Annotated in this window: 8 protein-coding genes; 7 read left to right on the top strand and 1 reads right to left on the bottom strand. The window is 64.3% G+C overall.

Features of this window, described 5'->3' with window-relative positions:
* Positions 1–5: 5 nt before the first annotated feature.
* On the bottom strand, positions 6–278 hold the full coding sequence (locus RHM60_RS03690) for a DUF1652 domain-containing protein (RefSeq protein ID WP_209982196.1): 273 nt from the start codon (positions 276–278) through the stop codon (positions 6–8).
* Between the two features lie 596 nt (positions 279–874).
* On the opposite strand from RHM60_RS03690, the gene RHM60_RS03685 reads away from it, so the two are divergent.
* The 7 genes from RHM60_RS03685 (at position 875) to RHM60_RS03655 (ending at position 13,371) form a co-directional block, all read left to right on the top strand.
* The gene (locus RHM60_RS03685; protein ID WP_209982194.1) at positions 875–2,308 is read left to right on the top strand and encodes a serralysin family metalloprotease; all 1,434 of its coding nucleotides are present in this window, start codon (positions 875–877) and stop codon (positions 2,306–2,308) included.
* A gap of 49 nt (positions 2,309–2,357) precedes the next feature.
* Positions 2,358–2,726 carry a protease inhibitor Inh/omp19 family protein gene (locus RHM60_RS03680; protein WP_209982192.1) on the top strand — a complete coding sequence of 123 codons (369 nt, stop codon included), beginning with the start codon at positions 2,358–2,360 and terminating at the stop codon, positions 2,724–2,726.
* A 101-nt stretch (positions 2,727–2,827) separates the two neighbouring features.
* Positions 2,828–4,579 carry a type I secretion system permease/ATPase gene (locus RHM60_RS03675; protein WP_231421343.1) on the top strand — a complete coding sequence of 584 codons (1,752 nt, stop codon included), beginning with the start codon at positions 2,828–2,830 and terminating at the stop codon, positions 4,577–4,579.
* A complete protein-coding gene (locus tag RHM60_RS03670) occupies positions 4,576–5,877 on the top strand; it encodes an HlyD family type I secretion periplasmic adaptor subunit (RefSeq protein WP_209982187.1) in 1,302 nt (433 codons plus the stop codon). Before RHM60_RS03675 ends, RHM60_RS03670 begins: the two co-directional genes overlap by 4 nt.
* A 2-nt stretch (positions 5,878–5,879) precedes the next feature.
* Positions 5,880–7,223 (top strand): TolC family outer membrane protein, encoded by a 1,344-nt coding sequence (locus RHM60_RS03665; protein ID WP_322213657.1) that lies wholly within the window; start codon positions 5,880–5,882, stop codon positions 7,221–7,223.
* A gap of 22 nt (positions 7,224–7,245) precedes the next feature.
* Positions 7,246–10,203, top strand: coding sequence for an autotransporter domain-containing protein (locus RHM60_RS03660; protein WP_322213656.1), 2,958 nt, complete (start codon positions 7,246–7,248; stop codon positions 10,201–10,203).
* A gap of 69 nt (positions 10,204–10,272) precedes the next feature.
* The gene (locus RHM60_RS03655; protein ID WP_322213655.1) at positions 10,273–13,371 is read left to right on the top strand and encodes an autotransporter domain-containing protein; all 3,099 of its coding nucleotides are present in this window, start codon (positions 10,273–10,275) and stop codon (positions 13,369–13,371) included.
* Positions 13,372–13,419 lie beyond the last annotated feature (48 nt).

The following is a 13,419-nucleotide window of genomic DNA, read 5'->3' as shown; positions in this document are numbered from 1 at the left end:
CATGTTCAGGCCCGTAATGACTGCGGCGGCACGAACGACGCCAGTTCATCCTCAATTGCTTCGATGATGCGCTCGACATCGGCAGCGTTCATCACCGAGGTGCAGGGAATGCCGGCAATCGCAATCAGCGTCTCGCCGCTCGTGCGGTCGAACAGGCGCGCAACCATGCTGCCGGGCGCGTCCATGCTGCCCTCGAAGCCGGTCGGATGAAAATGCCAGCGCATCAGCTGGCAGGCATTCGGGAACGTCACTTTGTTCATGTTGCCCACCTTGTTCATGAGCACTTCCTTTAGCTCGCGGCAGGGGCCAGAACCGTCTGTGGTCATGGCGTCCGGAGCTTGAAAATAGCATCCGCTCGCCCAGGTGAGGTTAAATTTTTCGCTACGTTCGGCGGTTCATTCCCTTTACATTGACCTGGGTCATGAAGCTTGCCTCGGACGAGGTCTCAAGGCGGCTGCGCGCCTCAAAACCGACACGAGCAACGGGATAAGCTATTTGTCCCGGTAATAGGGGCCAATATTCAAGACAAATAATAAGTAGTGGCTCTTTAATGTTGCCAATGACACCGTGACAATAATTGGATCCATTATTCAACTGCGCAACGCAAGTTGAATGCCCTTGCAGCTATTTAATATTTAAATAACAGCGCCCTTTATTTTGTAGGACAACAACCACCGCCCCCAATAAACATTGCCGACGACTTGCCAACCTGCAAAGCCCATCACATTTTGATTGCAGAAATAGAGGTAGACGAAAGATTTCAAGTTGTGTCAGTTTTCTTACGCCTTCAAAAGAGGCGAGTGATAGGACGATCTCGCCCGCGAGGTTCCTATCGACCCAAGACTGATGCACTTGCAAACAAGGAAGTACGTTTATGTCAAAAGTAAAAGACAAAGCTATTGTATCTGCCGCTCAGGCCAGCACCGCCTACTCGCAAATCGATAGCTTCAGCCACTTGTATGACCGTGGTGGCAACCTCACGGTCAATGGCAAACCGTCCTACACCGTGGACCAGGCAGCGACCCAGCTGCTGCGGGACGGCGCGGCGTACCGCGACGCCGATGGCAACGGCAAGATCGACCTCACCTACACCTTCCTGACCTCGGCCACCACGAGCACCCTGAATAAACACGGGATCTCGGGCTTCAGCCAGTTCAGCGCCCAGCAGAAAGCACAGGCAGCGCTCGCCATGCAATCCTGGGCGGACGTGGCCAAGGTCACCTTCACCGAGAAGGCCAGCGGCGGTGACGGCCACATGACCTTCGGCAACTACAGCGGCGGCCAGGACGGCGCAGCGGCCTTCGCCTACCTGCCCGGCACCGGCGCAGGCTACGACGGCACCTCGTGGTACCTGACCAACAACAGCTACACGCAGAACAAGACGCCGGACCTGAACAATTACGGACGGCAGACCCTGACCCACGAGATCGGCCACACCCTGGGCCTGGCGCACCCTGGCGACTACAACGCCGGGAACGGCAACCCATCCTACAAAGACGCGACCTACGGACAGGACACGCGTGGCTACAGCCTGATGAGCTACTGGAGCGAGAGCAACACCAATCAGAACTTCAGCAAAGGCGGGGTTGAAGCCTATGCCTCCGGCCCGCTGATCGACGACATTGCCGCGATCCAGAAGCTCTACGGTGCCAACTTCGCCACCCGCGCCACCGACACTACCTACGGCTTCAACTCCAACACCGGGCGTGATTTCCTCAGCGCGACCTCCAACGCCGACAAGCTGGTGTTCTCGGTGTGGGACGGTGGTGGCAACGATACCCTGGACTTCTCCGGGTTCACCCAAAACCAGAAAATCAACCTCAATGAAACCTCGTTCTCCGACGTCGGCGGCCTGGTGGGCAATGTGTCCATTGCCAAGGGCGTGACCATCGAGAACGCGTTCGGTGGGGCGGGTAACGACCTGATCATCGGCAACAATGCGGCCAACCTGATCAAGGGCGGGGCCGGCAACGACCTCATCTACGGCGGTGGCGGTGCAGACCAGCTGTGGGGCGGTGCAGGCAATGACACCTTCGTGTTCGGCGCCAGTTCCGACTCCCGGCCCGGGGCTGCGGACAAGATCTTCGACTTCACCAGTGGTGCAGACAAGATCGACCTGTCCGGCATTACCAAAGGCGCGGGCCTGAGCTTCGTCAGTGCCTTTTCCGGGCATGCCGGCGACGCGGTGCTGACCTATGCCTCAGGCACCAACCTGGGCACGTTGGCCGTCGACTTTGCCGGCAAGGGTGTGGCGGATTTCCTCGTCACCACCGTTGGCCAGGCAGCCGTCAGCGACATCGTGGCGTGATGCACGGGCGCGGTGCTTCGGCGCCGCGCTTGCAGGCGGGAGCGTGAAGATGCAGTGGTTATCCAAAATGATCGCCTGTGTTGTGCAGGTGATGTTCGTGTCGGCAGGAGCCCACGCAATGGCGAGCAGTCTGGTTTTACCCACCCCCGCGCAGTTGGCGGGGCACTGGGAATTGAAACAGCAGGATCAGGTGTGCAACCTGGAATTACTGGAGCAGGCCAACGCCCTGGGCGGCGATGTGGCGTGTGTGGCGCAGTGGCTGGGCGACCAGCCCTTGAGCTGGTCACCCACTCCGGACGGAATCTGGCTGATGAACGCTGAAGGCAGCGGTATTACCCACTTGAATCGCCAACACGAAGGCGAGTACGAGGGCCGCACTCGATCCGGCGGTGTTGTGGTATTGCAACGAAAACCTTAGTTGCCGTTATAAACATATAACTTGATTGATTAGTTGACCGGCCCTGATCAAGGGTTGCGCCAACTAGTGCGCGTAGTTTGCTTCAAGGAAGATAAGAAGATATGGCCAGGCCCCCTACCGTTGCACCCTTGTTCAAGGCGCTGGGTGAATACAAAAGCATCTTGATCAGTATCGGTTGTTTCACCGCCTTGATTAACCTGTTGATGCTGGTGCCGTCGATTTACATGCTGCAAGTCTACGACCGTGTGCTGTCCTCCCAGAATGAAACCACCCTGGTGATGTTGACGCTGATGGTGGTCGGCTTCTTTGCGTTTATTGGCCTGCTCGAAGTCATTCGCAGTTTTATCGTGATCCGCATCGGCAGTCATCTGGAGCGGCGCTTCAACTTGCGCGTCTACAAGGCCGCCTTTGAGCGCAACCTGCACAGCGGCCAGGGCCATGCCGGGCAATCCCTGGGGGATCTGACCCATCTGCGCCAATTCATCACCGGGCCTGCATTGTTCGCGTTTTTCGATGCGCCGTGGTTTCCCATCTACCTGTTCGTGATTTTCCTGTTCAACGTGTGGCTGGGGGTGCTGGCCACGGCCGGCGCGGTGCTGCTGATCGGCCTGGCCTGCCTCAACGAATACCTGACCAAAAAGCCGCTGGGCGAGGCCAGTGGCTACTCCCAGCAGTCGACCCAACTGGCCACCAGCCACTTGCACAATGCCGAGACCATCCAGGCCATGGGCATGCTCGGTGCGTTGCGCACCCGCTGGTTTGCCGTGCATTCGCAGTTTCTCGGCCTGCAGAACCAGGCCAGCGACACCGGTTCGGTGATCACCTCTTTGAGCAAATCCCTGCGCCTGTGCCTGCAATCGCTGGTGCTGGGCCTGGGCGCGCTGCTGGTGATCAAGGGCGACATGACCGCCGGGATGATGATCGCCGGTTCCATCCTGATGGGCCGTGTGCTCAGCCCCATCGACCAGTTGATCGCGGTGTGGAAGCAATGGAGCTCGGCCAAGCTCGCCTATCAGCGCCTGGATGAGCTGCTGCGCGCCTTCCCGCCGGGGGGCGAGCAGATGGCCTTGCCGGCGCCCCACGGCCAGGTGAGTTTCGAAGACGTCAGCGCCGGCCCGCCGGGGCTGCGCCTGGCGACGCTGCACCATGTCAGCTTCAACCTCGGTGCCGGTGAAGTGCTGGGCGTGCTTGGCGCCTCGGGTTCCGGCAAGTCCACCCTGGCGCGGGTGCTGGTGGGCGTGTGGCCGACCCTGGCCGGCACGGTGCGTCTGGATGGCGCGGACATTCACCGCTGGGACCGTGACGACCTCGGCCCGCACATCGGCTACCTGCCTCAGGACATCGAGCTGTTCAGCGGCAGCATCGCCGACAACATCGCGCGTTTTCGCCAAGCCGACCCGGCGTGGGTGGTGAAGGCGGCGCAACAGGCCGGCGTGCATGAGCTGATCCTGCGCCTGCCCCAGGGCTACGACACATTGCTGGGCGATAACGGCGGTGGCCTGTCCGGCGGCCAGAAACAGCGGGTCGCCCTGGCGCGCGCGCTGTACGGCGGGCCGCGGCTGATCGTGCTGGATGAGCCCAACTCCAACCTCGACACCGTCGGTGAAGCGGCGCTCGCCAGCGCCATCGTGCAAATGAAGGCCCAGGGCAGCAGCGTGATTCTGGTGACGCACCGTTCTTCTGTTTTGGCCCAGGCCGACAAGCTGCTGGTGCTCAACGAAGGACGCCTGCAGGCATTCGGGCCGAGTCAGGACGTGCTGCGCGCGTTGTCCGGCCAGCAGGAAGCGCCGAAGGAAAAACCCGGCGTCAGTTTCAGCCGCCAGTATCAAGCCGGAAGGAATCCAGGCGCATGAGCAGTATGACGTTTGAACAACGCGACGCCCGCTTCTTCACTCGCATGGGCTGGCTGCTCACCGTGGTCGGTGCCGGCGGTTTCTTCCTCTGGGCGAGCCTGGCGCCACTCGATCAGGGCATTCCGGTGCAGGGCACCGTGGTGGTGTCCGGCAAGCGTAAGGCGGTACAAAGCGTCAGCCCCGGTGTGGTCAGCCGGATCCTGGTGCGCGAAGGTGAGACGGTCAAACAGGGCCAGCCGCTGTTTCGGCTCGACCAGACCCGCAACCAGGCCGACGTGCAGTCGCTGCAGGCCCAGTACCGCATGGCCTGGGCCAGCGTGGCACGCTGGCAGAGCGAGCGCGACAATCAAGCGGCGGTCACCTTTCCCGCTGATCTGAGCGCCGACCCAGACCCGGCGCTGGCCCTGGTGCTGGAAGGCCAGCGCCAACTGTTCAGCAGCCGCCGCGAAGCGTTTGCCCGTGAGCAGGCCGGCATTCGCGCCAATATCGAAGGTGCCAGTGCGCAGTTGAACGGCATGCGTCGCGCCCGCACCGACCTGACCGCCCAGGCCCAGTCCCTGCGCGACCAACTGGCCAACCTGCAACCGCTTGCCGACAACGGCTACATCCCGCGCAACCGGCTGATGGACTACCAGCGCCAGTTGTCCCAGGTGCAACAGGACCTGGCGCAGAACAGCGGCGAAAGCGGCCGGGTGGCGCAGGGCATCCTCGAATCCAGGCTCAAACTGCAGCAGCACAGCGAGGAATACCAGAAGGAGGTGCGCAGCCAACTGGCCGATGCGCAATTGCGCAGCCTCACTCTGGAACAGCAACTGACCTCCGCCGGTTTCGACCTGCAACACAGCGAGATCAACGCGCCGGCCGATGGCATCGCGGTCAACCTTGGCGTGCACACCGAAGGCGCCGTGGTGCGAGCCGGCGAAACCCTGCTGGAAATCGTGCCCCAGGGCACGCGTCTGGAAGTGGAAGGACACTTGCCGGTGCACCTGGTGGACAAGGTCGGCACCCACCTGCCGGTGGATATTCTGTTCACCGCCTTCAACCAGAGCCGCACCCCGCGCGTACCGGGGGAGGTGAGCCTGATTTCCGCCGACCAGATGCTCGATGAAAAGACCGGCGCGCCGTATTACGTGCTGCGCACCACCGTCAGCGAGGCTGCGCTGGAAAAACTCCACGGCCTGGTGATCAAGCCCGGCATGCCCGCCGAGATGTTCGTGCGCACCGGTGAGCGTTCGTTGCTCAACTACCTGTTCAAGCCGCTGCTGGATCGCGCCGGCTCCGCGTTGACCGAGGAATGAGCATGAAGCCCGTATGCCTCGCCTTGCTGTTGAGCTGCGCCAGTGCCCAGGCCGCGATGGGCCCGTTCGATGTGTACGAGCAGGCGCTGCGCAACGATCCGGTGTTCCTCGGCGCGATCAAGGAACGCGACGCCGGCCTGGAAAACCGCACCATTGGCCGCGCCGGCCTGCTGCCACGGCTGTCCTACACCTACAACAAGGGCCGCAACAACTCCGAAGCCCATCTGCCGGACGGCCGTGGCGGCAGTTATCGCGACGACCGCAACTACAACAGTTACGGCTCCACCTTCAGCCTGCAACAGCCGCTGTTCGACTACGAAGCCTATGCCAACTACCGCAAGGGCGTGGCCCAGGCGCTGTTTGCCGACGAGAGCTTTCGCGAAAAGAGCCAGGCACTGTTGGTGCGTGTGCTGAGCTATTACACCCAGGCGCTGTTTGCCCAGGACCAGATCGACATCGCCCGAGCCAAGAAAAAAGCCTTCGAGCAGCAGTTCCAGCAGAACCAGCACCTGTTCCAGCAGGGCGAGGGCACCCGCACCGATATTCTTGAAGCCGAATCCCGTTACGAACTGGCCACCGCCGAAGAGATCCAGGCGCTGGACGAACAGGACGCGTCCCTGCGCGAGCTGGGCGCGCTGATTGGCGTGCAGAGCGTCAACATCGATGATCTGGCGCCGTTGAACCAGCGTTTCGCCGCCTTCACCCTCACGCCCGCCAACTACGACACCTGGCACGCACTGGCCCTGAGCAACAACCCCACGCTCGCGTCCCAGCGCCAGTCCCTGGAAGTGGCGCGCTACGAGGTGGAGCGCAACCGCGCCGGGCATCTGCCCAAGGTCACCGCGTATGCCAGTTCGCGCCAGCAGGAGTCCGACAGCGGCAACACCTACAACCAGCGCTACGACACCAACACCATCGGCGTCGAAATCAGCGTGCCGCTGTATGCCGGCGGCGGCGTATCGGCCTCAACCCGCCAGGCCAGCCGTGCCATGGAGCAGGCCGAATACGAGCTGGAAGGCAAGACCCGCGAAACCCTGATCGAACTGCGTCGCCAGTTCAGTGCGTGTTTGTCGGGGGTGAGCAAGCTGCGCGCCTATCAAAAGGCCCTGGCGTCGGCCGAGGCGCTGGTGGTCTCGACCAAACACAGCATCCTCGGCGGCGAGCGGGTCAACCTCGATGCGCTCAACGCCGAGCAGCAGCTCTACAGCACCCGCCGCGACCTGGCCCAGGCGCGTTACGACTACCTGATGGCCTGGACCAAATTGCATTACTACGCGGGCAATCTACGCGACACCGACCTTGCGAAAGTGGATGAGGCCTTCGGCCCTGTGAACCAACGCCCATAACAACACCCACAGGATGGTTCTGATGATCACCGATTCGTCGCGTTTCAAACCCTTTACCGCAGGCTCCTTGCTGCTGTTGTCCGTGGCGGCGCAGGCGCAATACACCGAGACCGGCCAGCCGGGCAATCCCGCCAGTTGGCGCTCCGCCGAGTTCCAGAGTGACTGGGGCCTGGGGCGCATGAAGGCCGATGAAGCCTACGCCGCCGGCATCAATGGCAGCGGGGTGAAGATCGGCGCGCTGGATTCGGGCTTCGATGCCAGTCATCCAGAGGCTTCCACCGATCGTTTTCACGCGGTCACCGCCACGGGCACTTACCTGGACGGCAGCGCCTTCAGCAGCACCGGCGCGCTCAACCCCAACAACGATTCCCATGGCACCCACGTCACCGGCACTATGGGCGCCGCCCGTGATGGCGTCGGCATGCACGGGGTGGCCTACAACGCGCAGGTCTATGTGGGCAACACCAACGCCAACGACAGCTTTCTGTTCGGCCCCACGCCCGACCCCAGGTACTTCAAGGCCGTGTACAGCGCCCTGGTGGACGCCGGCGTGCGCGCCATCAACAACAGCTGGGGCAGCCAGCCCAAGGACGTCAGCTACCAGACCCTCGGCGACCTGCACGCCGCCTACGCCCAGCACTACAACCGTGGCACCTGGCTGGACGCGGCCGCCGATGTGGCCAAAGCCGGGGTAATCAACGTGTTCAGCGCCGGCAACAGCGGCTACGCGAATGCCAGCGTGCGGGCCGCGCTGCCGTACTTCCAGCCGGAACTGGAAGGGCACTGGCTGGCGGTCTCGGGCCTGGATATCGCCAATAACCAGAAGTACAACACATGCGGAATCGCCAAGTACTGGTGTATTTCCACCCCCGGTGCACTGATCAACAGCACCGTCCCCGGTGGCGGTTACGGGGTGAAATCCGGCACCTCGATGTCGGCGCCCCATGCCACCGGCGCGCTCGCGCTGGTGATGCAGCGCTACCCCTACATGAGCAACGAGCAGGCCCTGCAGGTGCTGCTGACCACCGCCACCCAACTCGACGGTTCGCTCACCCAGGCGCCCAACACCACGGTGGGTTGGGGGGTGCCCGACCTGGGCCGGGCGATGCGCGGGCCGGGGCAGTTGCTCGGGGCGATGAACGTGACCCTCGCGGCCGGGCAGGGCGATGTGTGGAGCAATGGTATTTCCGACCAGGCGCTGATCCAGCGCCAGGCCGAGGACCGCGCCGAACAGGTCGCCTGGCAGCAAACCCTGCTCGATAAGGGCTGGCAAAACGGCGTCGGCGCGAACGCCAGCCAGCAGGACCAGACCGATTACGCGGTGGGCACGGCACGCGATCAGGCCGCCGCGCGGCGGGTGTATGAAGGCAGCCTGATCAAGTCCGGCGCGGGCACGCTGGTACTCAGCGGCGACAGCACCTATCGCGGCGCAACCACCGTTAACGGCGGGCTGCTGGCGGTCAATGGCTCGCTCACCTCGGCGGTCACCGTCAACGACAGCGGCACCCTCGGCGGCTCCGGGCGTATCGCCGCGCTGTCGGTGAACAGCGGCGGGCGCGTGGCGCCGGGCAATTCCGTGGGCACCTTGCAGGTGGCGGGCGACGTCAACCTGGCGGCGGGCTCCACCTATGCAGTGGAACTGACACCCAGCAGCAGCGACCGCATCGTCGCCGGCGGCCGGGCGATCCTTGGCGGTGGCAACGTGACCCTGGCCCTGGAAAACAGCCCAACCCTGCTCAGCGCGGCGCAGGCACACAGCCTGATTGGCCGCCAATACACCATCCTGCAAGCGGCCGGCGGGATTCAGGGGCAGTTTGGCCAGGTGCTGCCCGACTATCTGTTCCTCGGCGGGCGTCTCGATTACGCCGCCACGGGCGTGCAACTGAACGTGGCGCGCAATGACGCCACCTTCGCCAGCGTCGCCGCCAACCGCAACCAGCGCGCCGTGGCCACGGCCGCCGAGCAGCTCGGCGCGGGCAACCCGGTGTATGAAAGCGTGCTGCGTTCCGACTCCCTGGCGGGCGCGCAACAAGGCTTGCAGCAGTTGTCCGGCGAGATCTACCCGGCAGTGGGCGCCATGCTGATCAACGACAGCCGCCAGGTGCGCGATGCCGTGGGTGAGCGCTTGCGCCATGTGCCGATTGCCGGCGAGCGCAACCTGTGGCTCAAGGCCCTGGGCGCCTGGGGCAAGAGCGACAACCGCAGCGAAACCGCAGGCGCCACCACCTCCCTCGGCGGCCTGCTGTTGGGCGTGGACGGCGCGCTGGATGAGCAGACCCGCGTCGGCGTGGTCGCCGGCTACAGCGACAGCTCGCTGAACATGGGCGGCAGCAGCCATGCCTCGGCCTCGGTCGACAGCTACCACGTGGGTGCCTATGCCGGGCGCGAGCTGGGCAACTGGCGGCTGAGCCTCGGCGGTGCCTACAGCTGGCACCGCGGCGATGTGAAGCGCGACCTGCAATACGGCGACGTCAGCGGCAAGCAGAAGGCCAGCCTGGACGCGCGCAGTGCGCAACTGTTCAGCGAAGCGGCGTATCGCCTGCAGCTGCAACCGCTGGCACTGGAACCGTTCGCCAACCTGGCCTACGTGCATCTGGACAGCGATTCGTTCCACGAAAAAGGCGACGCAGCCGCGCTGGAACGCGGCAGTGATCGACGTGACGCCGTGCTGGGCACCCTCGGGCTGCGCGCGCTGAAAACCCTCGCGCTCAATGATCACCAGCAGCTCGAGCTGTCCGGGTCGCTGGGCTGGCAACACAGCCTGACCGCCGTCGAATCCGAAGAACATCTGGCGTTTGTGGCCGGTGGCCCGTCGTTTGCCGTGCGCAGCGCGCCGTTGCTGCGCGATGCGGCGCTGCTGGGCGTGCAGGCCAGCCTGGCGCTGAGCCAGGCGACGCGGGTCAACCTCGATTACAGCGGGCAGTTGGGTGGCAGGGCAAAAACCCAGGGCGTAGGCCTGAGCCTGAACTGGCAGTTCTAAGGTGGGAGGGGGCAAGCACCCTCCCACAGGGATCTCTATATCCGTAATAAAAAACTAAGGAAGGTCACCGTGAACACACGCAAGTCAGGGTTAACAACCGCCATCCACAAGGCTTTGCGCCACCCGCGCAGCGCGCCCTGTTGCGCATTGCTGTGCTGCCTGGCCAGCCTGGGCACCGCCCACGCGGCCCCCTATGTGGAAACCGGCAAGCCGGGCGACGCCGCCAGTTGGCGCAGCGCTGAGTTCAACGCCGAATGGGGCCTGGGCGCCGTGCATGCCGACACCGCGTACGCCGCCGGCTACACCGGCAAGGGCGTAAAACTGGGCATCTTCGACCAGCCGGTGTACGCCGCGCACCCGGAGTTCGCCAGCCCCGGCAAAGTGGTGACGATTGTCACCGAGGGCATCCGCCAGTACACCGACCCCTATATTCCGGTAAAGGCCGGCGATGCGTTTCGCTATGACGGCACGCCGTCCCTGGGTTCCAACGGCAAGCTGGGCAACCACGGCACCCACGTCGGCGGGATCGCCGCAGGCAACCGCGACGGCGGGCCGATGCACGGCGTGGCCTACGGTGCGCAGATCATCAGCGCCGAGAACGGCGACCCCGGCCCCGAAGACGGCATCATCCTCGGCAACGATGGCGCGGTGTACAAGGCCGGTTGGGACGCCCTGGTGGCCAGCGGCGCGCGCATCATCAACAACAGTTGGGGCATCGGCATCGGTGACCCATACGCCAAGGGCGGCCGGGATCCGGCGTTTCCCAATTTCACCGTGAATGAAGCGCAGGCCCAGTTCAATAACATCCGCCCGATCCTCGGCACCCTTGCCGGCGGCGCCTACCAGGGCGCCATCGACGCCGCGCGCAGCGGCGTGCTGACCATCTTCGCCGCTGGCAACGACTACAACCGCAACAACCCGGATGCAATTTCGGGCCTGGCGTACTTCGTCCCGGAGATTGCGCCCAACTGGCTGTCGGTGGCCGCCTTGCAGCAGAACCCGGACACCGCGAGCGCCACGCCCTATGTGATCAGCACCTTTTCCTCGCGCTGCGGGTATGCGGCGAGTTTCTGCGTGTCGGCCCCCGGTACGAAGATCTTCAGCTCGGTCATCAACGGCACCAACCTGGACAACCTCACCACCGACTACGCCAACTTCAACGGCACCTCCATGGCGGCGCCCCATGTGGCGGGGAGTGCGGCGGTGTTGATGGAGCGTTTCCCGTACATGAGCGGCGAGCAGATCTCCACGCTGCTCAAGACCACCGCCACCGACCTCGGCGCGCCGGGCATCGATTCGCTGTACGGCTGGGGCATGATCAACCTGGGCAAGGCCATCAACGGGCCGGGGATGCTGGTGACTGCCGAGGATATTCCGGCCGAGTTCCGCATCGACGGTGCCTACGGCAGCGGCCAGTTCGTCGCCGACCTGCCGGGCATCGGCGCGGTGGTGGATGCCGGCAAACCGACGCAGCGGGTGTGCACCGATGTGCATTGCGGGCTGGACGTGTGGAGCAATGACATTGCCGGGCATGGCGGCCTGACCAAGCTGGGCATCGGCACCCTGGTGCTGAGCGGCACCAACACCTACAGCGGCCCGACCCTGGTCAATCAGGGCCGGCTGGCAATCAACGGCTCGCTGACCTCGGACGTCACCGTCAGCCAGAGCGGCGTGGTCGGCGGCTCCGGGCGCATCGGTTCACTGTTGGCCAAAAGCGGCGGCACCGTGGCGCCGGGCAACTCCATCGGCACGCTGAACGTGGCCGGGGATGTGACGTTCGACGCAGGTTCCACCTACGCCGTGGAACTGTCGCCCACCCGCAGCGACCGCATCGTGGCCGGCGGCACCGCCACGCTCAACGGCGGCACCGTGACCCTGGCCCTGGAAAACAGCCCGACGTTGCTCAGCACGGCGCAGGCGCAAAGCCTGATCGGGCGCCAGTACAACATCCTGCAAGCGGCCGGCGGCATCAACGGCAGTTTTGCGGCGGTGCTGCCCGACTACGTGTTCATCGGCGGCAACCTGAACTACGCCGCCAACGGCGTGCAACTGGATGTGGCGCGCAACGCCAACAGCTTTGCCAGCGTGGGCGTCACTGATAACCAGCGCGCCGTGGCCGCAGCCGCCGAGCAGTTGGGCGCGGGCAATGCGGTGTACGAAAGCCTGCTGCTGGCGCCCACAGCCGCGTCGGCCCGCAGCGCGTTCCAGCAACTGTCGGGGGAAATCTATCCGGCGCTGGAGACCGCGCTGGTCAACGACAGCCGCTACGTGCGCGAGGCCGTGGGCGAGCGCTTGCGCAATGGTGAAATGGGTGCCTCCAGCGACACCGTCGACAGCCGCGGCAACGTCTGGATCAAGGCCCTCGGCGCCTGGGGCAAGACCGACAGCCGCAGCGACACGGCGGGCTACACCACGTCGATTGGCGGCATGCTCGCCGGGGTTGACGGGGCATTGGATGAGTCCACCCGTATCGGCCTGGTGGCGGGCTACAGCGACACTTCACTGAACATGGGCAGCGACACCCATTCGCGCGCGTCGGTCGACAGCTACCACTTCGGTGCCTATGCCGGGCATGAGATCGGTGCCTGGCGCCTGAGCGGCGGGGCGACCTACAGCTGGCACCGCGCCGACGTGAAGCGCGACCTGCAATACGGCGACGTCGCCGGCAAGCAGAAAGCCAAGGTCGATGCCCGCAGCACGCAAGTGTTCACCGAGGCGGCCTACCGCGTAAATCTGCCGGCGCTGGCGCTGGAACCCTTCGCCAACCTGGCCTACGTGCACCTGGACAGCGATGGTTTTACCGAGAAGGGCGATGCCGCCGCGTTGAAAAGCCGTGACGACACCCGCGACCTGGTGCTGAGCACCCTGGGCCTGCGTGCGTTGAAGACCTTCAATGTGAATGACCACCAGCAACTGGAGCTGTCCGGCACCCTGGGCTGGCAGCACAACCTCAGCAGCACCGATTCCGAGCAGCACCTGGCGTTTGCGTCGGGCGGCCCGTCGTTTGCGGTGCAGAGTGCGCCGATGGTGCGTGATGCGGCACTGGTGGGCGCGCGGGTGAGCCTGGCGTTGAGCAAGGATGCGCGGGTGAACTTCGACTACAACGGCCTGTTGGCCAGCAAGGAGAAGGTCCACGGGGTGGGGTTGAGCCTCGACTGGGCGTTCTGACGCATGAAGCGTTCCCGCGCGCGACGCGGGAACGATCGATTGGCTTTC

The sequence above is a fragment of the Pseudomonas sp. MH9.3 genome (assembly GCF_034354675.1).
Taxonomy (GTDB): Bacteria; Pseudomonadota; Gammaproteobacteria; order Pseudomonadales; family Pseudomonadaceae; genus Aquipseudomonas.
The sequence above is the reverse complement of the archived record's forward strand: the minus strand, read 5'-3'. Positions and strand labels throughout refer to the sequence as shown.

What these genes read in the sequence shown, in the direction of transcription:
- RHM60_RS03690 (WP_209982196.1), bottom strand. Translation starts at nt 278, where the DNA reads ATGAACAAGGTGGGCAACATGAACAAAGTGACGTTCCCGAATGCCTGC.
- RHM60_RS03685 (WP_209982194.1), top strand. Translation starts at nt 875, where the DNA reads ATGTCAAAAGTAAAAGACAAAGCTATTGTATCTGCCGCTCAGGCCAGC.
- RHM60_RS03680 (WP_209982192.1), top strand. Translation starts at nt 2,358, where the DNA reads ATGCAGTGGTTATCCAAAATGATCGCCTGTGTTGTGCAGGTGATGTTC.
- RHM60_RS03675 (WP_231421343.1), top strand. Translation starts at nt 2,828, where the DNA reads ATGGCCAGGCCCCCTACCGTTGCACCCTTGTTCAAGGCGCTGGGTGAA.
- RHM60_RS03670 (WP_209982187.1), top strand. Translation starts at nt 4,576, where the DNA reads ATGAGCAGTATGACGTTTGAACAACGCGACGCCCGCTTCTTCACTCGC.
- RHM60_RS03665 (WP_322213657.1), top strand. Translation starts at nt 5,880, where the DNA reads ATGAAGCCCGTATGCCTCGCCTTGCTGTTGAGCTGCGCCAGTGCCCAG.
- RHM60_RS03660 (WP_322213656.1), top strand. Translation starts at nt 7,246, where the DNA reads ATGATCACCGATTCGTCGCGTTTCAAACCCTTTACCGCAGGCTCCTTG.